This is a genomic window from Janthinobacterium sp. UMAB-56, from assembly GCF_900095265.1.
In the GTDB taxonomy this organism is placed as follows: Bacteria; Pseudomonadota; Gammaproteobacteria; order Burkholderiales; family Burkholderiaceae_D; genus Janthinobacterium.
In genome coordinates this window covers 13,341-38,308 of sequence record NZ_LT607675.1, presented here as the reverse complement: position 1 = coordinate 38,308, position 24,968 = coordinate 13,341, and the positions used below count along the sequence as shown (strand labels likewise).

The following is a 24,968-nucleotide window of genomic DNA, read 5'->3' as shown; positions in this document are numbered from 1 at the left end:
AGCCACGTCATGATCGAGGTCGGTGTGGCCCATGCTGGAAAAGGCGGTTACCACGCCGATGCGGCCCACAAGGTGTCGAGCATCGTGGTCGACTTCATCACGCCCGAGACCGAGACCTCGCACTGGTATTTCTGGGGCATGGCGCGCAACTTCAACCCGCAGGATGCCGATCTGACCTGCAGGATCCGCGAGGGGCAGGGCAAGATCTTCGGTGAAGACCGCGAGATGCTCGAGCGCCAGCAGCAGAACCTCTTGCGCCATCCCGAACGCAAGCTCCTGATGCTCAACATCGACGCCGGCGGCGTGCAGTCGCGCCGCATCATCGATGCCTGGCTAGCGCGCGAAGCGGCGCCGCAGGAGGCGTCATGAGCACGATCGAAGTGCGCGTGGCGGCCAAGGTGCGCGAGGCCGAAGACATCTGCAGCTTCGAACTGGTGAGGCTTGACGGAGCACCGCTGCCGCCGTTCGACGCCGGCGCCCACATCGATGTGCACGTCGGCGTCGGCCAGGTACGCCAGTATTCGCTGTGCAACCCGCCGCACGAGACCCACCGTTACGTGATCGGCGTCCTGCGCGACGCGGCCTCGCGCGGTGGCTCGCTGGCCATGCACGACGCGGTGCAGGCCGGATCGGTACTGACAATTGGCGTGCCCAGGAACCACTTTCCCCTGCTCGATGCGGAGCGTACGCTGCTGCTCGCCGGCGGGATTGGCGTCACGCCCATCCTCGCGATGGCCGAAGCGCTGGCGTGCAAAGGCGCCGCGTTCGAGATGCATTACTGCGCCCGCTCGCCCGAGCGCGCCGCCTTCCGCGAGCGCATCGACGCGTCCGGTTTTTCCCGGCAGGTCCATTTCCATTATGACAGCGATGACGCCGCACAGCAGCTCGCCCTGCCAGCGTTGCTGGCGGCGCCCGGACAGACCCATCTGTACGTCTGCGGGCCGGGCGGCTTCATCGAGCATGTGCTGGCGGCGGCGCGCGCGCAGGGCTGGCCAGAAGCGCAGCTGCACGTCGAGTATTTCGCCGGAGTGGCGATCGATACCACGGGCGACCAGAGCTTCGACGTCCAGCTGGCATCGAGCGGCCAGGTCCTCACGGTGCCGAAGGGGCGCTCGGTGATCCAGGTGCTGGCCGAGCAGGGCATCGAGGTGCCGTATTCGTGCGAGGAGGGAGTCTGCGGCACCTGCCTGACGCGGGTGCTGGACGGGGTGCCCGAACACCGTGACCTCTACCTTACGGACGAGGAGCATGCGGCGAACGACCAGTTCACGCCTTGCTGCTCTCGCGCCAAGACCCGGCTGTTGGTCCTGGATATCTAGGCCAGCACGCCGGCGTCCAACCTCGGAGAACGATCCATGCATACAGTTGTAAATACCATTATCGAGAGCGACCAGCGCGCCATCCCCTGCATGTTAATGCGTGGCGGCACCTCGCGTGGTCCTTTTTTCCTCGAGGCCGACCTGCCGCGCGATCCCGCGACGCGTGAGCGCGTGCTGTTGGCCGCCATGGGCTCGCCCGACCCGCGCCAGATCGACGGTTTGGGAGGCGCCCATCCGCTGACCAGCAAGGTCGGCATCGTTCGTCCCAGCACCACGCCGGGCGTCGACCTGGACTTCCTGTTCGCCCAGCTGCAGCCGGCTTCCGACCAGGTGGACCTTACCCCGAATTGCGGGAATATGCTTGCCGCCGTCCTGCCTTTTGCGCTCGAGCGCGGCCTGCTGCCGTTGCAGGAGGGGGCGACGAGCGCGCGCATCCTGACGCTCAACACCGGCATGCAATGCGATGTGACCGTGCAGACGCCCGGCAAAAAACTGCGCTATGGCGGCGAGGCGCGCATCGACGGTGTGCCGGGAACTGGCGCGCCGGTCACCATCGATTTCCTCGATACCGCCGGCTCGGTCTGCAGCGGCCTGCTGCCGACGGGCCGGGTGCGCGACCGGATCGCGCTGACCGGCGCCGACCGGGGGGCGCTGGCACTGGACGTGACCTGCATCGACAACGGCATGCCCATGGTGCTGCTGCGGGCGGCGGACCTGGGACTTAGCGGCTATGAAATGGTGGCCGAGCTCAATGCCGATGCGTCGCTCAAACAGACGCTCGAGGCCCTGCGCCTCGCCGCCGGCAAGCTGATGGGGTTGGGCGACGTCGGCGCCAGGAGTTATCCCAAGATGTGCCTGGTCGCGCCACCCGCGAAGGGCGGGACGATCGCGACCCGCTGCTTCATTCCGCACGTCTGCCACGACGCCATCGGCGTGCTGGCCGCGGTCACCGTCGCCACCGCCTGCATGCTCGAGGGCGCGGTCACGCAAGGCCTGGCGCAGGTTGGCGCAGGGCTCGCGCAGCGCGTGTCGGTCGAACATCCGAGCGGCGAATTCAGCGTCGAACTCGCGCTCGCTCCGAACCAGCCCGGGCAAGTCGTGCGCGCGGCCCTGCTGCGCACCGCCCGTCTCATCATGCGCGGCGAAGTACTGATTCCCGAAACCCTTTGATGCTACGAGAAAGCCCTACATGCGACCACCCCTGATCATCGACTGCCACGGTCATTACACAACCGCACCGAAAGCACTGGAACACTGGCGCCAGTTGCAGATCGCCAACCTGAACACGCCAGCGCTGGGGCCAAAGGCCTCGGAGCTGCGCATTTCGGACGACGAGTTGCGCGACACAATCGAGGGCAACCAGCTGCGGCTGATGCAGGAACGCGGCTCGGACCTGACCATATTCTCGCCGCGCGCCAGCTTCATGGCCCACCATATCGGCGACTTCCAGACCAGCGCCACCTGGACCGCCATCTGCAACGAACTGTGCGCGCGGGTGGCGCAGCTGTTTCCCGACCACTTTGTCGGCGCGGCGATGTTGCCGCAGTCGCCGGGCGTGGCGCCGGAGACCTGCATTGCCGAGCTGGAGCGCTGCGTGCGTGACTACGGCTTCGTCGGCGTCAACCTCAATCCCGATCCATCGGGCGGACACTGGACGTCGCCGCCGCTGACCGACCGTCACTGGTACCCACTGTACGAGAAGATGGTGGAATACGATATCCCGGCGATGATACACGTCTCGACCAGCTGCAATGCCTGCTTCCACACCACCGGCGCGCACTACCTGAACGCGGACACCACCGCCTTCATGCAGTGCCTGACGGGCGAGCTGTTCAAAGAATTCCCGACCCTGAAGTTCCTGATTCCCCATGGCGGCGGCGCGGTGCCATATCACTGGGGGCGCTTCCGCGGCCTGGCCCAGGAGCTGAAGAAGCCGCTCCTGCAAGAGCACCTGCTGAACAACATCTTCTTCGATACCTGCGTCTACCACCAGCCGGGCATCGACCTGTTGACCCGCGTAATCCCGGTGAAAAACGTCCTGTTCGCGTCGGAGATGATCGGCGCCGTGCGCGGCATCGATCCCGATACCGGCCATTACTACGACGACACCAGGCGCTACATCGAGGCGGCAGCTCTCAGCGACGACGAGCGCTACCGCATCTACGAGGGCAATGCGCGCGCCGTGTTCCCGCGTCTGGACGCACAACTACAACGCAAAGGACTCTGATATGGCCACCCCCTTTATCAACCAACTCGGCGTGGTGCGCCGCGGCATCGGGCGCGCCGACGCCACGGCGGTCGAACAGCTCGGTCGACTGGGTAGCGCAACCGTGCACGAGGCGATGGGCAGGGTCGGCCTGATGAAGCCCTCTCTGCGCCCGATCTACCAGGATGCGGCCGCCGCCGGCACCGCCGTCACCGTGTTGCTGCACCCGGGCGACAACTGGATGATGCATGTGGCGGCCGAGCAGATCGAACCGGGCGATATCGTGGTCGCCGCCATCACGGCCGAGTGCACGGACGGCTACTTCGGTGACCTCTTGGCCACCAGTTTCCAAGCGCGCGGGGCGCGCGCCCTGGTGATTGACGCCGGCGTGCGCGACGTGAAGGTACTGCGCGAGATGGGCTTCCCGGTGTGGAGCAAGTGCGTGAGTGCGAAAGGCACCATCAAGTCGACGCTCGGCTCGGTCAATATTCCCGTGCTGTGCGCCGGCGCCCTGGTGAACCCGGGCGACGTGATCGTTGCCGACGAGGATGGCGTCGTGGTGGTGCCCGCCGCCGATGCGGTCCGGGTGGCGGAGCTGGCGCAGCGGCGTGAAGAACTGGAGGTCGCCAAGCGCGCGAAACTGGCCGCAGGCGTGCTGGGCCTGGATATGTACGATATGCGCGGCGCGCTGGCGCAGGCCGGCCTGCGCTATATCGATTGAGCCATGGACAGTCTGGCAAGCTAGGAGGAAACAGCGATGAAGACAGTGATGTTGTTGTGCGGCCTGTTGTGCGACGAAGTGGTATGGCAATCCCAGGCCGACGCCTTGCGGCGCGACTACGATGTGCGGATCATGAAATTTGCGGAACAGGATTCTCTGCAGGCGATGGCCGAGCACGTCCTGCGCCACGCGCCCGAGCGTTTTGCACTGGCGGGCCACTCGATGGGCGGTCGGGTCGCGCTGGAGGTGCTGCGCCGCGCCGCGCCACGGGTCGAACGCCTGGCGCTGCTCGACACCGGCTTCGAGCCCGTGGCCGAGGGCGAAGCCGGCAGGCGTGCCGTGCTGTTGAACCAGGCGCTGGAGCAGGGCATCGAGGCGATAGCGACGGTGTGGGGCTTGCCGATGCTGGCGCCGCAGCACCGCGAGGAGGTGGCGCTGGTCCAGGCCGTGCGCGACATGGTGGGCCGGATGTCGGGCGCGATTTACCAGGCGCAGACCCGCGCCTTGCTCGCCCGGCCGGATGCAACCAGTGTCTTGAAGGGCATCGCTTGCCCGACGCTCATCCTGTGCGGCATGGACGATGGCTGGAGTCCGCCCGAGCGCCATCGCCGCATGGCGGAACTGGCGCCGCGCGCGATGCTGCGCCTGGTACCGGCCTGCGGCCATATGTCGATGATGGAGCAGCCTGCCGCAGTGCTCGGCGCACTGCGCGAGTGGCTGGCCCTGCCCGAATGATTCTTGCATAGCGAAGGAAATCCATGCACCTCCACGACGAAATAGCGATACAGCGCGCCTGCGGCGCACTGGTATCGCACTACGCCTACCTGAACGACGAACGCCGCTTCGACGAGCTGGCCGAGCTGTTCACGGACGATGCCGTGCTGTACCGCCCCTCGGCACCCGCACAGGCCATCCGCGGACGCGAGGCGATCCTGGCGGCGTTTCGCAAGCGGCCGGACGACACCATGACCTTCCATGTCTGCAGCGATATCCTGATCGACGTCGACAGTGAACGCGCGGCGCGCGGCAGGTCGCGGATATTGCTCCTGTGCGCCAATCGGCCGGCGGACGGCGCCATCGCGCAATCGGGCGCACCGGTGCCGGGCGTCTTCGTCGACCGCTTCATCTTGACGCAAGCAGGCTGGAAATTCGCGCAGCGACGCGGTTCGTTCTGGATCGCCTGACAGCCGACACTCACCCGCACTCAGACTCACTCACACTCACTCACACCCACTCACACTCACCATTCGGGAGCCATCATGGCATACATCATTGGCGGTATCGGGACCTCCCACGTCCCTACCATTGGCCTGGCCTATGACAGGCAGCGGCAGAACGACCCGGCCTGGGCGCCGCTGTTTGAAGGCTACAAGCCGGTGGCGAAATGGCTGGAAGAAAAACAGCCGGACGTCCTGGTCTTTTTCTATAATGACCACGGAAACAGCTTCTTCTTCGACTGCTATCCCACCTTCGCCATCGGCGTGTCGCCGGAATTCGACATGGCCGACGAGGGGGCAGGGCGGCGGCCGCTACCCAATATCATGGGCCACCCGAAGCTTGCCGAACACGTCGCCAACCGCCTGCTGAACGAGGAATTCGACATGGCCGTGTTCCAGGACCGGCCGCTCGACCACGGTTGCAATTCGCCGCTGGCGCTGATGTGGCCGCACGAGCCAGCCTGGCCGGGCGCCATCCTGCCGATCGCCATCAATGTACTCCAGCACCCGTTGCCGACCGCCGCGCGCTGTTACAAGCTCGGCCAAGCCGTGCGGCGCGCCATCGAATCCTTCCCGGAAGACTTGAAGGTGGTCGTGGTCGGCACCGGCGGGCTGTCGCACCAGATCCACGGCGAACGCACCGGCTTCAACGACACCGACTGGGACGAGGAATTCTTGCGCCTGTTCGTTGAACAGCCCGAAGTGCTCAAGGCACTGTCGCATGCGGAGCTGATACGTCGCGGTGGAGCGGAAAGCGCGGAAGTCATCATGTGGATGGCCATGCGCGGCGCCATGGATGGCCAGATCCGCTGCTTGCACCAGAACCATTACCTCGCCACGACCACGAATATGGCGGTGGCGGTGTATGAGCAAGTCGGCGCCGGGCCACGGGAAGCCGTGCGCGCGCATGCCAACGAGCAACTGTCGGGTGTAGAGGATATCCCCGGCACCTATGCCTTTGACATCGCACACAGCGTCAAGGCGCTCGGGCTCAACCGCTTCTTCTGGCGGCACCGCGAGCCTGCCTTCCGTGCCTTAGTGACGCGCGACGTCGAGGCGGCGTTCGAAGAGTCCGGACTCAGCGAAGAGGAAAGGGCGCTGGTGCGCAACTGCGACTGGCTCGGCCTGATCAGGTATGGCGTGTCCTTCTTCGTGCTCGAAAAGTTCGCGCGGGTGCGGCGCACGTCGAACTTGGAGGTCTACGCGAGCATGCGCGGCGAAAGCCTGGAAGACTTCCTCGCTACGCGCCGGGTGCCCGCATCGGCCTGAACGGTGCAGCTATTGATCCCCGCGATACCAGCAATCGAAAGGTCTGAGTTGTGGGGGCTGCGCTCTGCCGCTAGAGTAGGCAATCGGTCACCTCGCGCCAGCCGGCGCGGAAACAACGAGATGTCCCGCACAACGTATGCGGGGCCAAGGGTGACACAATATCAAGGAGACAGAAATGGGAACTACTGCGGAAAGCTGGGGCGGCCGGGCGGCCCTGATGGTGGCGCATTGCGCGGGGATGGTCGATCTGGTGGCTTTGCCGGTCTGGGTCGGCGTCCTCATCAGTGGTTATGGCCTCGACCCCCAGCAGGCCGGCGGACTGGCCACCTTGTTTCTGATCGGCGCGGTGGCCGCGAGCGCCATTGTCGCGCCGCGCTCTGGCCGCATGCCGGCGCGCGCGGTCGCGGCGGGCAGCTTCGCCGTCGCCGCCTGCGCATTCGGCGCCGTCGCGTTGGTGGATGCCTTCCCGCTCATGGCCGTGCTGCACCTGTGTGCCGGCCTCGCCACGGGCACTGCACTGAGCCTCACCCACGCCGCCATCGGCTGCAGCCACAATCCCCACCGTCTGTTCGCCATCGTCGGCTTCGCCCTGGGCGTGTTCGGCGTCGCCTTCATGGGCGGCGTCCCGAATATCGTGGCCGCCGTCGGCGCGTCCGCGTTGTTCTGGACCTTCGCCGGGGTCATGGCGGTCGCCGCCTGTACCGCCGCCGCCGGATTCCCGGCCAATCGTACAGCGGGCGTCGCCGCACCCGGCGTGATCGGGAAATTGCCGCGTGCCGTCTGGCTGGCCGCCATGGGTGTCAGCTGCATGGCCATGACGCAGGCGATGATGTTCGCCTTTGTCGAGCGCATCGGCGCCGACCGTGGTTACGGCGCGGCTGCAGTAGGCGGGCTGTTGATTGCACTCGGCTTCGTCAACCTGATTCCGGCGCCGCTGGCGGCCTTGCTCCAGCGGCGCATCAATGCCCGTGCGGTGCTGGTATGCGGCCCGATCCTGCAGGCCATTCTGGCACTGCTGCTCACGCAGAGCGAGACTTTCCTTCCCTACGCGGCCGGCGCACTGTTCTTCGCTGCGGTCATGATCTTTACGCACACCTTCGCTTTCGGACTCCTGGCGGCGCTCGATCCAAGCGGCCGTGCCGTGGGCGCCACCCCGGCCATGGTGATGCTCGGCGCGGCGGTCGGGCCGCTGCTCGGTGGCACCCTGGTCAAGTTGGCTGGCTATCCCAGCCTGGGCGTGGCCGCAGTGCTCATCGCCAGCTGCGCGGTTGCCTGCTTTCTGCCACGCCGCACCGGCAAGGTAGTGCTGTCGCATTCCTGACGCCGTCAAGACGGCGCCATGCGCGGTCGCAGCGGCGTTGCGACCATTCTCGTCGGCTAACGACATCCTCAGAAGCAAGGCAGCGGTGACAACTGCCCGTGAAAAACCAGACTGGAGAATCCATGAGACACCAAGCAAGTCCCCACCCACGTTCACATCCCGGAAAAGCAAGCCATGCGGTACTGCTGCTGGCGCTCGCATTCGGCCAGCTGCTGACCCTGCGCAGCGCCGGCGCGGCCGATATCGATACCGGCAATCCTGACCTGAAGCTGCGCTGGGATAACACGGTCAAGTACAGCGCTGCGGTTCGCGTGAAGAGCCGCAGCGCCGAGCTTGTGGACGGGCCGGACGCCACGAATGGCGACGATGGTGACCGCAACTTCAGCCGGGGCCTGGTTTCGAACCGTGTCGACCTGTTGTCCGAGATCGACCTGGCCTACAAGAACTTCGGCGCCCGCGTGAGCGGTGCGGCATGGTACGACTCGGTGTACAACCGCAGCACCGACAACAATTCGCCCTTCACCTACAACGCCGTGTCGGTGCCGCATACCGAATTCACCGAGACGGCGCGCAAGCTGCACGGCCGCAAGGCCGAGCTGCTCGAAGCCTTTGTGTTCGCCAACGGTACGATCGGCGAGATGCCGGTCTCGGTGCGGGTTGGGCGCCATGCGCTGGTCTACGGCGAGACCCTGTTCTACGGCATGAACGGGATCGCGGCAGCCCAGCAGCCGATCGACGTGATCAAGGGACAGTCGGTCCCGAATACCCCGTTCAAGGAACTGATACGGCCGGTGGGACAGGTATCGGGCCAGATCCAGCTTTCCTCGAATCTCACGCTTGGCGGCTATTACCAGTACGAGTGGGAAGAGAACCGGCTACCGGCGTCGGGCAGTTACTTCAGCTCCGGCGACAACATCGGTCCTGGTCGGGAAAGCCTGCTCCTCGGCCCTCCGCCGGCTCCACGCGCGCGCTACCTTGGCGACGTGAATGCCAAGGACTCAGGGCAGGGTGGGATCCAGCTCAAATGGACGCCTGCCGGCAGCGACATCGACCTGGGTTTCTACGCCGCCCGTTATCACAGCAAGTCGATGGACATCGTGATGAGCATGGCCCAGACCGCCACCGGTCCAGCGCCGGCGGGCTTCCGCTATTTTTACCATGAGGGCATCCGGACCTACGGCGTCAGCGCGTCCAGGACGTTCGGCGAGTTCAATATAGCCGCTGAAGCGTCGGTACGCCATAACTCGCCGCTCAGTCATGCAGGATCGACCGACCTGTACGGCATTGTCCCGGCAGCTTTCGGCGGCCCGACGGCGCCCTCGGACAACCGCGATAACACGGTCTATCCAGTGGGCCGCACTGCCCACCTGAATATCTCGACGCTGGCGTCGCTGTCGCCCAATGTCATTTCCCCCGAATCGACGCTGCTGGGCGAACTTGCCTGGAACCGCGTCACCAGCATCACCTCGCATGCCGACCACTTCGACCCGAACGCGACTCGTGACGCATGGGGCATGCGCGCGGTCTACACACCGACCTACCGTCAGTTCAGGCCGGGCCTGGACATCGATGTCCCGGTGGGCATCGGCTACACGCCGAAAGGCACGTCGGGCGTATTCGGCTCGGTGTTCGGCCCCGACAAGGGCGGCGACATCAGCATCGGCCTTACCGGGCGCTACGAAGATACCTGGCACTTCAGCCTGAACTTCACCCACTACTACGGCGCCGCCGCGCCGACCGCAGTGCCGCTCAATACCGGCGCCGTATACACCTATAAGCAGGCGCTGAAGGACCGCGATTTCGTCTCGGTATCGCTGCGCCGCACATTCTAATCAACAGGGAGACACACCATGAACTTCAAGAGAGCAATCATTGCGGCAGGCATCGGCGGGCTGGTTGGCATCCACGGCATGGCCGGCGCCGCAGTTGGCGCCGAGGACGCCGCAAAACTCGGCACGACGCTGACCCCGCTGGGCGCGGAGAAGGCCGGCAACAAGGAGGGCAGCATTCCCGCATGGGGCGGTGGATTGACCAAGGTGCCGGCCGGTTTCAAGGCCGGCGGCCGGCGTGACCAGGACCCCTACGCAAGCGAGAAGCCGCTGTATTCGATCACCGCCAAGAATATGGGCCAGTACGCCGACAAGCTGAGCGACGGCGCCAAGGCCATGCTCACCAAGCATGCGAGCTACCGCATCGATGTCTACCCGACGCACCGCACGGCGGCGGCTCCGCAATGGGTCTACGACAACACCCGGAAAAACGCCACTGCGGCCAAGCTGAATGAGCGGCAGATCCCTGTCGGGGCTTACGGCGGCATTCCTTTCCCGATCCCGAAGGATGGCGCCGAAGCGATGTGGAACCATCTGCTGTCCTGGCGCGGAGAGGACTGGCAGTTCGATAACCGTGCCTACCTGGTCACCTCGGCCGGCAAGCCGGTGATGACGGTCGATGGTCTCGCCGACCAGAGCATGCCTTACTTCTACAAGGACGGCACGCCGGAAGCGGCCGACGGCAATTACTGGAATCTGCGCCTGGTCAACGCCGGGCCGCCGATCCGTGCCGGCGAGGCTATCCTCGGACGCCTGAACCTGGACTCGGAGCGCGACCTCGGCTACGTCTACCTGGCGGGGCAGCGCCGCACTCGCAAGCTGCCGAACGCCTGCTGCGACACCCCGACCCCGGCCACCGCCGGTGTGATGAGCTTTGACGAAGTGAGTGTGTTCGCGGGGCGCCTCGACCGTTTCGACTGGAAACTGATCGGCAAGAAGGAGATGCTTATTCCGTATAACAGCAACCGTGCGCTGGCGGGCAAGGACCTGGACTTGATCAATGACAAGCACTTGAATCCCGATATGGTACGTTGGGAGTTGCACCGTGTCTGGGTGGTGGAAGCGAATGTGAAGCCCGGCGTGCGTCATGTGGCACCGAAAGGCCGCTACTACCTGGACGAGGACACCTGGATGGCGGTGCTGGGCGACCGCTGGGATGCAAAGGGTCAGCTGTGGAAGACCATGTGGCAGTTGCCGGTGACCATGCCGGACCTGCCGGCGACCACCGGCGTTACCTTCGGCTTCTACGACCTGCTGTCGAACACCTGGTTCGCCAACCAGGTCCTCAATGAAAAATCGGCGCAGTACAAGATCATGCCGCGCTACCCGGACGCGACGTTTGCGCCGGCTTCCCTCGGCAGCGGCGCGCGCTGATCCGGCCTAGCAGATTGGCGCCGGAGCGGCGAGCAGCCGAGCCGGCGCATATTGGAGCAACTCATGCAATACAAGCATTCCATCCTGGCCCTGGCCCTGGCATCCGCGTGTTCGGCCGCCCCGGCGGCGCAGGCGGCGTCCAGCGCGCCTCTGACCGATCCGATCGTGCGCGCGGCCCTGGCCGTTCGCCAGCCGGCGAAAGCCTACCTCACTGCACTCGCCCAGGCCGGCAAACGTATCGTCGCGGTCGGCGAGCGCGGCGTCATCATTCTGTCCGACGACGGCGGCGCCACCTGGCGCCAGGCGAAGGTGGCGTCCAGCGTATCCTTGGCCGCCGTCCAGTTTCCGACGCCCACCGATGGATGGGCGGTCGGGCACTATGGGGTCATCCTGCACAGCCGTGATGGCGGCGCATCCTGGACCCGGCAGCTCGATGGAGTCCAGGCCGCGCAACTGACGCTGCGCGACGCCCAGGCCCGGGCGGCCGGCAGCCCGCTCTCGCCCGCTGCCCAGGCCTACCTGGCCGAAGCCCAACGCCTGGTCGCGGACGGTCCCGATAAACCCTTCCTCTCCCTGCATTTCAGCGACGCCAAAAACGGCATCGTGGTCGGCGCCTACAACATGGCGTTCCGCACCCGCGACGGTGGGGCCAGCTGGACCCCGATTTCCAGCCGCCTGGACAACCCCGGTGGACACCATCTGTACGCGGTCGGCGCATCCGGCAACGAGGTGTACATCGCCGGCGAGCAAGGCCTCCTGCTGCGTTCCGGCGATGGCGGCGAGCGTTTCGAGCGCATCGAATTGCCCTACAAGGGCAGTTTCTTCGCGCTCGCGATCACTGAAGGGCAGGTTGCCGTTGGCGGGCTCGGCGGCAATGCCTACCGGTCCGGCGACAAGGGGGCTAGCTGGAGCCGGATACCCGTGCCGATGCCGGTGTCGATCACCGCCATGCGGGAGCAGGGCGACGCACTGCTGATGGCCAACCAGGCCGGGATGCTGCTGCGCACCGGCGCCACCGGGCCGGCTGCGGTCCTGAAAACCCCGCCACTCGCTCCCCTGAGCGATGTACTGGTCCAGCCGGATGGCGTCATCGTCGCTGTTGGCATGTCCGGCGCCGTGCGCCTTCCCGCCCAGCCGGGCGCAATCCATGATTCCACCTCCGCGAAATGATCCCGACACCACCCCCCACCCCCCGCACCCCCGGCGTAGCGCCGTTTGACTTCCGGTCCGGCTCCTTCCTCGAACGCTTGCTGTTCAACCATCGTCTCGTGGTCGTCCTCCTGTGCGCCCTCGTCACTTGCGTGCTTGGCTACCAGGCGGGCAAGCTGCGCTTGAACGCCAGCTTCGAAAAAGCCGTTCCGACCGGGCATCCCTATATTGCGAACTACCTCAAGTACCAGAAGGAGCTCAGCGGTCTGGGAAACGCCGTGCGCATCGTCGTCGAGAATCCCGACGGCAGCATTTACGACCCGCGCTACCTCGCCACGCTGGCGAAGATCAACGACGAGGTCTTCCTGCTGCCCGGCGTCGACCGTCCCTTCATGAAGTCGCTGTGGACGCCAAACACGCGCTGGGTCGGCGTCACCGAAGAGGGCCTCGAAGGCGGGCCCGTGATCCCGGACGGCTATGACGGTTCGCAGGGCAGCCTGCGCAAGCTCCAGACCAATGTCGCCCGCTCGGGGGAGAGCGGCCAGACCGTGGCGCACGACGGCCGTTCGAGCGTCATCTACGTGCCGCTGCTCGCGAGCGATGCCGAAGGCAGGCCGCTCGAATACCAGGCCCTGTCCGCCGCACTCGAGAAGATCCGGGCCCAGTACGAGCCCCAGGGCGTGCGCATCCACATCACGGGCTTTGCCAAGATCGTCGGCGACCTGATCGACGGGCTGCGGCAAGTGCTGCTATTTTTCGCCGCCGCCATCGCGATCGCCGCCGCCATGGTGTTCTGGTACACCCGCTGCGTGCGTTCGACCGTGCTGGTCGTGCTCAGTTCCCTGATCGCGGTGGTCTGGCAACTGGGCCTGCTTCCAACGCTGGGCTACGCGCTCGATCCCTATTCGATGCTCGTGCCTTTCCTGATCTTTGCGATCGGCATGAGCCATGGAGCCCAGAAGATGAACGGCATCATGCAGGATATCGGGCGCGGCGCCGACAAGCTGGTGGCGGCGCGCTGCACCTTCCGGCGCCTGTTCCTGGCTGGCCTCACCGCGTTGCTTGCCGACGCGGTCGGCTTCGCGGTGCTGCTGCTGATCGATATCCAGGCGATCAGGGAGCTTGCGATCGCCGCCAGCATCGGCGTCGCGGCGCTGATCTTTACCAACCTGATCCTGCTGCCGATCCTGCTCTCGTACACTGGGGTGAGCGCCAGCGCGGCCCAGCGCAGCCTGCGCACGGAAGAAGGGGACGATCCTGCTGGCAGCAAGAAAGGCCTGTGGCGCTTCCTGGATCTGTTTACCCACAAGCCCTATGCGAGCGTGGCGGTGGCCTGCGCCTGCATCCTCGCGGCCGGTGGCGTGGTAATGAGCCAGCAACTGAAGATCGGCGACCTTGACCCTGGCGCACCAGAACTTCGGCCGGATTCGCGCTACAACCGCGACGTTGCCTTCGTCAGCGAGCACTACGGCGCCAGCAGCGACGTCTTTGCCGTGATGGTGAAGACGCCCGACAATGGCGGTTGCTCCAGCTACGAGGTGCTCAAGCGGGTCGATGCGCTCGACTGGCAGTTGCACCAGCTCGATGGCGTGGAGTCGGTCAACACGCTGGCGCTATTGAATCGCCGCATGTTGAGCGGCCTGAACGAGGCCAACCCGAAGTGGTATGAACTGGTGAAGAACCAGGACATGCTCAATTCGGTCACAGCCGGCGCCCCGCGCGGCTTGTACAACGAGTCTTGCGGGCTGCTCACGATGTACGTTTATCTGCAGGATCACCGCGCCGATACGCTGGCGCGGGTGGTCGCCCACGTGCAAGGATTCGCCGCCGCCAACAACACCGCCGACATTCAGTTCCTGCTCGCGGCCGGCAGCGCCGGCATCGAGGCCACCACCAATATCGTGGTCAAGCGCGCCTGGTACGAGATGCTGTTCCTGGTATACGGCGCGGTTACCCTGCTGTGTTTTGTCACCTTCCGCAGCTGGCGCGCGGTGGTGGTCGCGGTGCTGCCGCTGATGCTGACCTCGATCCTGGCTGAAGTGCTGATGGTGGCGCTTGGCATCGGCGTGAAGGTCGCGACGCTGCCCGTGATCGCGCTTGGCGTCGGTATCGGAGTCGACTACGCGCTCTACATATTAAGCGTCACCCTGGCGCGGATGAAGGAGGGCATGAGTCTGTCGGATGCCTACCACCAGGCCCTGCTGTTTACCGGCAAGGTCGTGATGCTTACTGGCGTTACGTTGGCTGTCGGCGTCGCCACCTGGGTGTATTCGCCGATCAAATTCCAGGCTGATATGGGGATACTGCTTGCCTTCATGTTTCTGTTGAATATGGTCGGTGCCCTGGTCTTGCTGCCGGCGCTCGGGTACTTTTTGCTGCGCCCACCGGCGGCGCGCCCGGGAGTCCTGCAAGCGAGCGATGGCGAGGCCCGCTTGCGCGAAAGCGTGCTGAACTGATCGGGAGTCGCTGGCTGGCGAACAGGGCGCTCGGCAAAGCCGGGCGCCCTGTTTGTTTTAGCGCTGTTCTTTTGTTTTTCGTGGAAGGGGGAGGATGCCGGCCATGGCCGCGCATTCGGGCCGGGCCGGGTGCGGCAGGATCAGCGGTCGTGGTGCTCGGCGATGCAAGGGTTGCGCTGTTCGCCTAGACCGGTGATCGACGCTTCCATCACGTCGCCATCGCGCAGGTAGCGTCCGAAATGGATGCCATTGCCGGCCGGTGAGCCGGTGCAGATCACGTCGCCCGGCCACAGCTGAACGCGGCTGGAAATGTATTCGATCTGGCGTGCGATATCGAAGATCATGTCGGACGTGCTTTCGTTCTGCATCACCTCGCCGTTGAGCTTGAGGACGATCTGCAGCTGCGCCGGATCTTCCACGAAGGCAGCCGGCACCAGGTAGGGACCGAGCGGCAGGAAAGTGGGGGAGTTCTTGCTCGAGATCCAGTCCGTGCCCATGGCTTTCGGTTCCTTGCACCAGATCAGGTCGCGGCTCGTGATGTCGTTGGCAATCGTGTAGCCGGCGATGTACTGCGCCGCGTCCTCGCGCCGCACATGGCGCGCGGCCTTGCCGATCACGACCGCCAGCTCCAATTCCCAGTCCGGCTGCGTGGCCAGGGCGGGCAGCACGACCGGATCATACGGTCCGGTGATGGCGGAGGGGATCTTGCTGAAAACATAGGGCGAGCCGTTCCTGGCGCGCTCACGCATCATGTCTTCCGCGTGGGTGCGCAGCTGCGCAGGCGTCATGTGTTCGGTGCCCGGATGCGCGCCAGGACCCATGCTGACCAGGATGTCGACGACATGCTTGAAATAGTTGGCCCCGGTGCAGAAAATCTGGCGCGGCAGATCGACCGGCGCATGCACCTGCAGACTCGATACCGGCGCCCAATGCAGCGCGTCTGCCTGGTCGGCCAGCGCCAGCACCTGGGACAAGGCCGCGAAATTCGATTGCCAGTTCTGCAGCAGGGCGAACACCGATTCGGTGCCGGAGAGCGCCAGGCCTTTGCCGTCGGCCAGCCGCTGCAGGGTATGCAGGGCGATGACCTGCTCGCCTCGCACGAGTCCTGCGAACGGCCGGGAGCCGGCGGCAGAGAAGGTGCCGAGCTTGAAGCCGGCCTGGATGCGGGTGTCTGTCATGAAGCGTGTTCCTTTGTCAGTCGATAGTGCGGGAGGTGGAATGCCTGCGGCGCACGGCCGCAGCAAGAGGGGGCCTGCATAGAGGCAGTATAGGCAAGGCCGGCATTCTTGACGAATGCGGAATTCCGACAGGACGCTTCGGTAAAACCGATAGATGCAGGTGTTGCGGCGGCGTGGGCGATGCATCGGCCTGACCGATAGCTTCAATCCGAAAAAGCCATGCCATGGACCGCCATTGGCTCGTTAGAATCGACCGGCTGCCGACCGCTCTGCGCGGCCCGCCCATCGATTAACTATCAGGAGAACCCATGCTGTTTCATCAATGTACGCCGCAATGTCCCCGCGATTGTCAGGCAGACGCGCCAGCCCAGGTACACGCGAAGGCCAGGACGTTCACGGTCGACCTCCACTGCCATGCGCTGTTCCCGGAAGTCGAGAAGCTGGTCGCCGGCCAGCCGCAGAAACTGGCGGAGCCGGAAATGATGCTGCGCGCGCTGGGTGCCGCCACGGTGGAGTACAACAACCAGGTCATGCTGCCGCAGGCGGGACCGAAGCTGACCAATCTCGCGCAGCGCTTGAGCGACATGGATGCCATGGGCGTCGACATGCAGCTGGTGAGTCCCACTTCCACCCAGCACTACTACTGGGCCGAGCCGGACCTGGCGGGCGAGGTGGTGCGCATCCAGAACGAGGGCATGGCGGAACTGTGCGCCACCCATGCCGACCGCTTCCTGGGCCTGGGCACGCTGGCGTTGCAGCATCCCGACCTGGCGCTGGAACAGCTGCAGCATGCCGTGCGCAAGCTGGGCTTGCGCGGCGTGGAGATATCGACCATGGTCGCCGGAAAAGAGCTGGCCGATCCGATGTTCGAGCGTTTCTGGGCCAAGGTGGAGGAACTTGGCTGCATCGTGTTCATCCACCCCTTCGGCACCACGCTTGGATCGCGCCTCGACCGCCACTACCTGTCGAACGTGATCGGGCAGCCGCTCGAAACGACGATCGCGCTGTCCCACCTGATTTTTGGCGGCGTCCTTGACCGCTATCCGGGCGTGAAGATACTGGCGGCACATGGCGGCGGCTATCTGCCTTCTTACATCGGCCGTTCGAATCACGCTTACGGGGCGCGCACGGACGCACACGGCTGCGCCAGGGCGCCGGGCGAGTACCTGCGCCAGATCTGGTTCGACAATCTCGTGTACGAGCCGGAGTCCCTGCGGCACCTGATCCACGAGGCCGGCATCGGCCAGGTCGTGACCGGTACGGATTATCCCTTCGACATGGGCCAGTACGGCCTGGCCGCGCTGCTCGACGCGGTGCCGGGCCTGTCGCAGGAAGACCGTGAGCGCATCGCCTACGGTAATGCCGAGCGCCTGCTGGGCCAGCGGCTGCGGCCAGCCAACTGGCAGGCGCCTGCCGGAACCTGATCACGCACAAGGGAGCCGGACGACTTGCCAGGGCCATGCCCGGTGCCCGTGCCGCGAGCGCATTCAGCCGGCCGATAGCTCATATCGGAATTAACCATTTTACGGATCAGCTGCCTCTCCATACAGTGAAGCAATGCGCTACCGGGTGCTGCGACGAGGCGGACGATCCGGCTTCGACGAGTGCGCGGCCCGCATCATTTTTATCATTCAAGGATCATCGCATGAATATTATTGGACCAGACGCACTCCTGTTCGGCGTCGACGACGTTGCCGCCTGCGCGCAGTACTTGAGCGACTACGGCCTGACGCCAGTCGGTGTCGACAGCCGCGGCGGGCGTTTCGAGGCGCTGGACGGCAGCGCGATCGTGATCGCGCACAAGGACGACCCCACGTTGCCGCCCGCCATGGCGACGGCAAGCATGTTGCGCAAAACCGTCTATGGCGTGACCGACGAGGCCACGCTGGGCAGCATTGCCGAAGAACTAAGCGGCGACCGTGAGGTCGTGCGACTTGCCGACGGCAGCATCGAAGCTGTCGACGACATGGGCTTCGTGCTGGGCTTCCAGGTAAGCCGGCGGCGCCCGCTCGATCTCCCGGCCGAGGCGATCAATGCGCCCGGCGCGCCGGCCGGCCGGCCGGCCAATGCGCTGGGCGTTGACGAGGCCGCGCCAGCGCTGCCGCGCACGCTGTCGCACGTTGTGTACTTCGTGCCCGACACGGCTAGGGCCGAAGCCTTCTACCAGCGGCTGGGTTTTGTCTGTACCGATCGCCTGCTCGGCGCCGGTCCCTTCCTGCGGCCGGCGGGCAGTGCCGACCACCACGCGCTGTTCATGATCCAGACCCCGCCGTTCATGAAAGGCTGCGAGCACTTCGCTTTTCACATGGGCGGTCCGACCGAAGTGATGCAGGCCGGGACCCGTTTCGTGAGCAAGGGCTACCAGCCATTCTGGGGCCCGGGCCGCCACAAGATGGGTTCGAACTGGTTCTGGTATTTCAACAGTCCGCTCGGCTGCCACGTCGAGTACGACGCAGACATGGACACCCATGACGAAAGCTGGAGTGCGCGCGCAGTGCCGATGGATGCCGACGCGTCGCAGCTGTTCCTTTTCGCGCCGCGCGACAAGTGGGCACCCGGCGGCCCGCCGCCGGGTGCGGGAGGGGCGGGTGAGCGGCATTAAGCAGGCGAACCTGGCGGGGGCTGCTTTCCTGTGCCGTGCTGAAGAACTGGCCGAAGGACAGTCGCGCGGCTTCGACCCCTGGCACGAGGGGCACGACACGGTGCTGCTGGTACGCCATCAGGGCCGGGTGCATGGATGGCGCGACGCATGTCCCCACCACGGCGGCACCCCGATGGCCTGGCGCAAGGATGCATACCTGAATGCTGATCGCAGCCGCATCGTGTGCGCGGCGCACGGCGCGCAATTCGACATCGCCAGTGGCGTTTGTACGCTGGGGCCTTGCATGGGCCAGTCGCTGCAGCGCGTTGACATCGTTACTACAACACAACAAGAAATTTTTATCCAGCGTGAGCATGGGGGAGACAGGGAAAATGACAAGCACGGCTGACAAAGTACTCATCATCGGGGGCGGATTCTCCGGCATGGCGGCGGCCATCGAGCTGCGCCGCCAGGGCATCAAGGTCGATCTGGTCGAGATCGACCCCGGCTGGCGCTCGTATGGCGCAGGCATCAGCCTGGGAGGCGCCACCTTGCGCGCGTTCCGGCGTCTTGGCGTGCTCGACGCCTTCATGGCGCGCGGCGCGGCAACGGACAACGTCGACATCTGCATTCCGACCGGCGTCAAGGTGGCCACGCTGCCGACCCCGCGCCTGGCCGGGCCGGACGTGCCGGGTAACGGCGGGATCATGCGTCCGGTGCTGGCGGAGATTCTTGCCGAGGCGACCCGCGCAGCCGGCGTCGCGGTACGCCTGGGCTGCACCTTCACCCGCATCGAGCAGGACGCTCATGGCGTCGACGTGACCTTCAGCGACGGCAGCAACGGGCGCTACGACCTCGTGATCGGCGCCGACGGGCTGTACTCGAAGGTGCGCGAAAGCCTGTTCCAGGATGCGCCAAAGCCGCGCTACACGGGCCAGGGCGTGTGGCGCGCGGTGCTGCCGCGTCCGCCGGAAGTCGGCGGCGCCATGATGTGGGTGGGCGACAAGGTCAAGACTGGCCTGAATCCGGTATCGCACGACGAGATGTACCTGTTCGTGACCGAGGACCGCAAGGAAAATACCTATGTCGCACCGTCCGAATTCCTGGCCACGCTCAAGGGCCTGCTGGCGCGCTTCCCGGCGCCGCTGATGCAGCAGGTCGCCGCGCAGCTCGATTCCGGGTCGCAGATCGTGTACCGCCCGCTGGAGAGCCTGTTGATGCCGCGCCCCTGGTACCAGGGGCGGGTGGTGCTGGTCGGCGACACCGTGCATGCGACCACGCCGCACATGGCCGCCGGCGCCTGCATCGGGATCGAGGATGCGATCGTGCTTGCCGAAGAGGTGGGCAAGGGCGGCTCGGTTGCCGATGCGCTGGCGCACTACCAGGAGCGCCGCTGGGAGCGCTGCCGCATGGTGGTCGAGAACTCCGGCCGACTCGGGGAGATCGAGATCGCAGGTGGCGACAAGGAAGAACACGGAAAAATCATGCGCGAGACGATGATGTCGCTCGCCGCCCCGATCTGAAGGAAACATCATGACCCGCCAATTTATCGACCTCTCCATCTTCCTCGAAAACGAGGTACTGTCCGATCCGCCGCCGCTGGCCCCGAAGATCACTTACCAGAAGCATGCCGAGACGCTGCAAGGCTTCATCGACATGATTCCCGGCACCACCCCGGCCGATTATCCTGACGGCGAGGCGGCCGCTGCGGAATGGGTGACGATGACCACCCATAGTGGCACCCACCTCGATGCGCCATGGCACTTCCATTCGACGATGGACGCGAAGAACGGAGAGAAGAAGGCTTCGATCACGATCGACGAGGTACCGCTCGAATGGTGTTTCCAGCCGGGCGTCAAGCTCGACTTCCGCCACTTCCCGGACGGTTACGTCGCCACTGCCAGGGACGTCGAAGCCGAACTGCAACGCATCGGGCACGACTTGCAGCCGCTCGACATCGTGGTGGTCAACACGCGCGCTGGCAGCCGCTATGGCCATAACGACTACGTTGCGGCCGGCTGCGGCATGGGCTACGAAGCGACCATGTACCTGCTCGAGCGCGGCGTGCGCCTGACCGGCACCGATGCCTGGAGCTGGGATGCGCCATTCTCGTATACCGCTCAGAAGATCGCGGAGACCGGCGACATGTCCTTGATCTGGGAAGGTCACAAGGCGGGACGCGACATCGGCTACTGTCATCTCGAGAAGCTGCACAAGCTCGAAGCCTTGCCAGACCACGGCTTCTTCATCAGCTGCTTCCCGCACAAGGTGCGTCGCGGCTCGGCCGGCTGGACCCGCGCGGTGGCGATCATCGACGACGCGCTGCTGGCGCTGCCGCGCAAATGAGGGAGATGCCATGAAGTTCGCCACTTACCATAACGGCCAGCCGGACGGCCAGCTGATGGTCGTGTCCCGCGACCTGTCGCGCGCGGTCGACGCCAGCAGCATTGCGCCTGACCTGCTGCATGCGCTGCAGCATTGGGAAGAGCTCGCCCCCGCGCTACAGCGCCTGTCGGACGCACTCAACGACGGGGACCGATCCGGTGCCGGGGTATTCGATCCAGCGCGCTGTATGGCGCCGTTGCCACGCACCTTTCAATGGTGCGATGCCTCCGCCTTCCTCAACCATGGTCATTTGATGGAACGCGCTTTCAATACAGAGCCGATCCCGGACTTCGACACCGTCCCCGTGATGTACCAGGGTGCGTCCGACGATTTCCTCGGGCCCTGCGTGCCGGTACCGATGCCGGACGAGGCACTCGGCATCGACTTCGAGGGCGAATTCGGGGTCGTGACCGGAGCGCTACCCATGGGGGTGACGTCCGATCTTGCCGAGCGCGCCATCCGCCTCGTGGTCCAGCTGAACGATTGGAGCCTGCGCGCCCTTGCCGGACGCGAGATGCGCGCCGGTTTCGGCTTCCTCCAGGCCAAGCCGTCGACCAGTTTCGCGCCGGTCGCCGTGACGCCGGACGAACTGGGCGACGCATGGCGTGACGGTCGGGTGCAACTGGACCTGGAAGTGAGCTGGAACGACGTGCATTTCGGCCGTCCGAACGGCGGCGAGATGCATTACAGCTTCGGCGAGCTGCTGGCCCATGCGGCACGCACCCGCAAGCTCGGCGCTGGCACCATCCTCGGCAGCGGCACGGTGTCGAATGCCGGCGGCGAGCGGGGCTCAGCCTGCATTGCGGAGCGGCGCGTGATCGAGATCTTGGCCCAGGGCGCGCCCCTTACCGCCTTCATGCGTTTCGGTGACCGGGTCCGCATGTGCGCGCGCACGGCTGGCGGGGAGGCGCCGTTCGGTGCGATCGACCAGCGTGTGGTGGCGGCAGGCGAAACCCAGCGAGCGTGATCTCGGCGATTGCTGCCCCGGTGCGCCGCACGCTTCCGGGGCGATGCAGTATGCGCGGCAGGATATGCAGAAGTTACCGATCGGAGGGCTGGACACCCGCAAGACCTGATCCGGTTTTCTGCCGTAGTCATGTCATTGGAACACGCTATAGGGATCAGGGATGAGAGATAAAAAACAGGCATGGCGGATGCGATGGATTGGCTTGCGCTTCGGTGTCCAGCAAAGGCTGGTCCTCAGCTTCACCCTCATCATTGGCCTGTTGCTGTTGATGGCCGCCGGTATGGTGTGGCAGATGCATGCCTTGAACGACCAGGTCGAGCGTATCGAAGGGAAGCACAACCGGCGCAGCGATATTGCACACCGGCTCAATGCGGCACAGCTCGACTGGATGCGGCAAATGCGAACGTTGATCATGTTGAGTGATCCCGAGGACCTGAAGGCCCAGGCTGCCACGCTGACGGAGACGAAGAAACACTACGAAGCCGTCGAGCGTTCGCTCGATGCCGCACTGGCCGGCAGCGACACGGAGGCTTTGGCGATGCGGGCGCAGCTGCTTAGTGTGCGTACTCTTCGCGAGGAGCTAGCCTTCGCCCATGACGCTGCGATCAATGCCGTCCTGAATGGCGCCACTGCGGACGCGGCACTCGGTGTGCTGCTGCCGGCAGAGGGAGCCGAGGTCAAGTGGCGCCAGCATATCGCCGCGATAGTGGATGCCGCCGGCCGCGCCAGCCAGCGCGAGTTCCAGGCCATGCGCGAGCAGAGGCAAACCGCGACCACGGGCATCGCTGTCATTTCGGGTCTCGCCTTGCTCGCTGCGGTGCTGGCTGCCGTTGGCATCGTGCGTTACATGACGCGCCTTGTGGCGGATATGGTGGCGGTGGCCGAGCGCATCGCGGATGGCCACCTGGACGCTTCCGTCGATGCAAGGCGCCGCGACGAATTCGGCAGGCTGCTGGTCGCGATGGACATCATGCAACAGCGTCTGCGCCATACCGTTTTCGCGCTGCGGAAGTCGTCTGCCACTGTGAGCAGCACCAGTAGCGACATCAGCATAGGCAGTCAAGATTTATCCAGGCGTACTGAGGAGGCCGTCATACGTCTGAAGGAAACCTCGCTGGCAGCACGCGAACTTGCGCAGGAGCTGGGCGCTGGTGTCGACGTGGCGATGCAGGCGAGCGCAATGGCACGCAAGGCGGGCGATGATGCAGGGCATGGCAGTGCTGCAGTCGTTAAACTTGCCGCCAACATGAATCACATCGCCGTGGTGTCACGCCAGATCACGCAAATTCCTGAAGCGATCGACAGCATCGCCTTCAGGACCAACCTGCTGGCCTTGAATGCTGCCGTGGAGGCGGCGCGTGCCGGTGAGCAGGGGCGCGGTTTCGCCGTGGTGGCGGCCGAAGTGCGTCAACTTGCCCATCGCGCCGCCGAGGCATCCGGGCAGATCCGCCGCTTGAGTGCCGAGACCAGCTCGCGTATCGTGCAAGGTCAAGCCAGCCTGGCAGCGGCCACCGACACGGTGAATCAGCTTGTGGCGGCCGCCAACAGTGTCACCCATACGGTGGAGAACATTGCGCAGGCAACGCTGCGTCAGCGTGGTATCGCTGCCAGCATAGACGACACGGTGCTTCAATTGGACAAGGCGACCCGGCAAAATGCCGCGCTCGCTGTCAAACTGGCCGACGCCGCAGCGGTCATGCAGGGCGAGTCGCTTGAACTGGCGCATGTGGTGAACAGTTTCCACGTAAAGGATACGCCAGCACCTTCTTCACCAGCCGAAACCGTGTTTGGGCTGACCAGGCAGCGGGACACCGAGCGCCTGGTCTTGCCATGATTTCGGCCACCAGGTGCGGGCAGACGGCGCCTGAGGCGCCGCTGGCGCATGCCAACAACCGGTTGAACTGCCGGCAGGGCATGCGGTGATCTCATCTCAGGCCGACATGCACCTGCGCGGCAGGGCATGCACTTCGGCAGCAAGCAGCGCATCGTTTGACGCGGTTGCGTCCGTGCTGCCAGGCTCACCGCTTGCGATGTCAGTCAGTAGCGTACGCAGCCACTGGTGGGAAGGATCGTTCTCCAGAAAGCGGTTCCACTGCATGCACATGTCGATCTTGGGAAACGCAATCGGCGGTGCGACCAGTCGGATCGGGTAGTAGCGGGCCAGCATATGCGCCAGCCTGGTGTGCATCGTTGCGATGCGGTTGGTGCCGATGACAAAATGCGGCAGGCTTGTGAAGTTGGGCGTCGACACCTCGATGCGGCGGTCGTAACCATTCTCCTTCAGGAAGTGCTCTTCGAAACTCGTTTGCGCGTTGCCAAAACGGGAAGAAACATGACCCAGCTTCATGTATTCTTCCGGCGAGAGTCTGTCGCCGACCAGTTGGTTGCCGGACCAGACGACGCAGGTATAGGTTTCTTCAAACAGTATCTGCATGGGCTGTGAAGCAGACATGTACTTCCTCGGCAGGATCACCAGATCGACTTCGCCACGTTCCAGTCGTTCTGCGAAGATCGCGGAGGATAAAGAGATATCGATGGAAATGCCGGGTGTCTCGACGTCGATGCGGCGGCCGAGTTCACCCAGCAGGACTGTCGACACGAAATCGGAAGCGACGATACGGAATTCGCGCACGGCGGTCGCCGGATCAAACTCCCGCTTGATCTCGATCGTCCGCTGTATCTGCAGCAACACGTCCCGCACCGGCTCTATCAGACTGAGGGCGAGCGGCGTGAGCACCAGATTGCGCCCGGAGGGCTTGAGCAGATCATCCTTGAAATAATCGCGCAGGCGCGCCAGTACGCCGCTCGTCGCCGACTGGCTCAGGTTCAGGCGACCGGATGCCCGAGTGATGCTCTTCTCGTTGAGCAAGGCATCGAGCGCGACAAGCAGGTTGAGGTCTAGGCGATTGAAACGCATTTTGTCTCCTTGTTTTGGGCGCGCGAGGCATGTCGCGGCGCTCTCATGTAACAATGATGCCACACCGACGCAGGAACGT

21 protein-coding genes and 1 pseudogene are annotated in these 24,968 nt (G+C 64.9%); 20 read left to right on the top strand and 2 right to left on the bottom strand.

From position 1 onward, the window contains the following. From K0F85_RS29070 to K0F85_RS27060, 13 genes and pseudogenes are all read left to right on the top strand, one after another. Positions 1-369, top strand: a pseudogene (locus tag K0F85_RS29070) (aromatic ring-hydroxylating dioxygenase subunit alpha); the annotation flags it as partial. Next, entirely contained in the window at positions 366-1,319 is a 954-nt protein-coding gene (locus K0F85_RS27115) for a PDR/VanB family oxidoreductase (protein WP_219118939.1), read from the top strand. The pseudogene K0F85_RS29070 and the gene K0F85_RS27115, both read left to right, overlap by 4 nt. Positions 1,320-1,355: 36 nt before the next feature. Beyond that, entirely contained in the window at positions 1,356-2,489 is a 1,134-nt protein-coding gene (locus K0F85_RS27110; protein ID WP_219118938.1) for a 4-oxalomesaconate tautomerase, read from the top strand. Between the two features lie 31 nt (positions 2,490-2,520). After that, positions 2,521-3,546 carry an amidohydrolase family protein gene (locus K0F85_RS27105; RefSeq protein ID WP_219118943.1) on the top strand — a complete coding sequence of 342 codons (1,026 nt, stop codon included), beginning with the start codon at positions 2,521-2,523 and terminating at the stop codon, positions 3,544-3,546. A 16-nt stretch (positions 3,547-3,562) separates the two neighbouring features. After that, positions 3,563-4,246, top strand: a complete 684-nt coding sequence (locus K0F85_RS27100; RefSeq protein WP_306986127.1) for a 4-carboxy-4-hydroxy-2-oxoadipate aldolase/oxaloacetate decarboxylase — start codon at positions 3,563-3,565, stop codon at positions 4,244-4,246. A 36-nt stretch (positions 4,247-4,282) separates the two neighbouring features. Next, a complete protein-coding gene (locus K0F85_RS27095; protein ID WP_219118936.1) occupies positions 4,283-4,981 on the top strand; it encodes an alpha/beta fold hydrolase in 699 nt (232 codons plus the stop codon). Positions 4,982-5,004: 23 nt separating this feature from the next. Beyond that, positions 5,005-5,430, top strand: a complete 426-nt coding sequence (locus K0F85_RS27090; protein WP_219118935.1) for a nuclear transport factor 2 family protein — start codon at positions 5,005-5,007, stop codon at positions 5,428-5,430. A 75-nt stretch (positions 5,431-5,505) separates the two neighbouring features. Next, entirely contained in the window at positions 5,506-6,732 is a 1,227-nt protein-coding gene (locus tag K0F85_RS27085; RefSeq protein WP_219118934.1) for a gallate dioxygenase, read from the top strand. A 175-nt stretch (positions 6,733-6,907) separates the two neighbouring features. Further along, positions 6,908-8,053 (top strand): MFS transporter, encoded by a 1,146-nt coding sequence (locus K0F85_RS27080; protein ID WP_219118933.1) that lies wholly within the window; start codon positions 6,908-6,910, stop codon positions 8,051-8,053. Positions 8,054-8,175: 122 nt separating this feature from the next. Next, on the top strand, positions 8,176-9,885 hold the full coding sequence (locus K0F85_RS27075; protein WP_219118932.1) for a DUF1302 domain-containing protein: 1,710 nt from the start codon (positions 8,176-8,178) through the stop codon (positions 9,883-9,885). An 18-nt stretch (positions 9,886-9,903) separates the two neighbouring features. After that, a complete protein-coding gene (locus K0F85_RS27070; protein ID WP_219118931.1) occupies positions 9,904-11,256 on the top strand; it encodes a DUF1329 domain-containing protein in 1,353 nt (450 codons plus the stop codon). 63 nt (positions 11,257-11,319) lie between these two features. After that, entirely contained in the window at positions 11,320-12,426 is a 1,107-nt protein-coding gene (locus K0F85_RS27065) for a YCF48-related protein (protein WP_219118930.1), read from the top strand. Beyond that, positions 12,423-14,861 carry an RND family transporter gene (locus K0F85_RS27060; protein ID WP_219118929.1) on the top strand — a complete coding sequence of 813 codons (2,439 nt, stop codon included), beginning with the start codon at positions 12,423-12,425 and terminating at the stop codon, positions 14,859-14,861. The genes K0F85_RS27065 and K0F85_RS27060 overlap by 4 nt, the downstream gene beginning before the upstream one ends. 140 nt (positions 14,862-15,001) lie before the next feature. Here the strand turns inward: K0F85_RS27060 and K0F85_RS27055 are convergent, their stop codons facing one another. Further along, positions 15,002-16,039: a fumarylacetoacetate hydrolase family protein gene (locus K0F85_RS27055; RefSeq protein WP_219118928.1), complete on the bottom strand. Its 1,038-nt coding sequence runs from the start codon at positions 16,037-16,039 to the stop codon at positions 15,002-15,004. Positions 16,040-16,347: 308 nt separating this feature from the next. On the opposite strand from K0F85_RS27055, the gene K0F85_RS27050 reads away from it, so the two are divergent. The 7 genes from K0F85_RS27050 (at position 16,348) to K0F85_RS27020 (ending at position 23,806) form a co-directional block, all read left to right on the top strand. Next, a complete protein-coding gene (locus K0F85_RS27050; RefSeq protein WP_219118927.1) occupies positions 16,348-17,463 on the top strand; it encodes an amidohydrolase family protein in 1,116 nt (371 codons plus the stop codon). 221 nt (positions 17,464-17,684) lie between these two features. Further along, positions 17,685-18,641 carry a VOC family protein gene (locus tag K0F85_RS27045; protein ID WP_219118926.1) on the top strand — a complete coding sequence of 319 codons (957 nt, stop codon included), beginning with the start codon at positions 17,685-17,687 and terminating at the stop codon, positions 18,639-18,641. After that, positions 18,628-19,029: a Rieske 2Fe-2S domain-containing protein gene (locus K0F85_RS27040; protein ID WP_257638193.1), complete on the top strand. Its 402-nt coding sequence runs from the start codon at positions 18,628-18,630 to the stop codon at positions 19,027-19,029. Before K0F85_RS27045 ends, K0F85_RS27040 begins: the two co-directional genes overlap by 14 nt. Then, complete coding sequence (locus tag K0F85_RS27035; protein ID WP_219118924.1) at positions 19,013-20,143, top strand: FAD-dependent oxidoreductase; 1,131 nt, start codon at positions 19,013-19,015, stop codon at positions 20,141-20,143. The genes K0F85_RS27040 and K0F85_RS27035 overlap by 17 nt, the downstream gene beginning before the upstream one ends. 10 nt (positions 20,144-20,153) lie before the next feature. After that, the gene (locus tag K0F85_RS27030) at positions 20,154-20,966 is read left to right on the top strand and encodes a cyclase family protein (protein WP_219118923.1); all 813 of its coding nucleotides are present in this window, start codon (positions 20,154-20,156) and stop codon (positions 20,964-20,966) included. A gap of 10 nt (positions 20,967-20,976) precedes the next feature. Further along, complete coding sequence (locus tag K0F85_RS27025) at positions 20,977-21,972, top strand: fumarylacetoacetate hydrolase family protein (RefSeq protein ID WP_219118922.1); 996 nt, start codon at positions 20,977-20,979, stop codon at positions 21,970-21,972. A gap of 160 nt (positions 21,973-22,132) precedes the next feature. Next, positions 22,133-23,806, top strand: a complete 1,674-nt coding sequence (locus K0F85_RS27020) for a methyl-accepting chemotaxis protein (RefSeq protein WP_219118921.1) — start codon at positions 22,133-22,135, stop codon at positions 23,804-23,806. A gap of 96 nt (positions 23,807-23,902) precedes the next feature. Here K0F85_RS27020 and K0F85_RS27015 read toward each other — a convergent pair whose 3' ends face one another. Further along, entirely contained in the window at positions 23,903-24,889 is a 987-nt protein-coding gene (locus tag K0F85_RS27015; protein ID WP_219118920.1) for a LysR family transcriptional regulator, read from the bottom strand. Between the last annotated feature and the right edge of the window lie 79 nt (positions 24,890-24,968).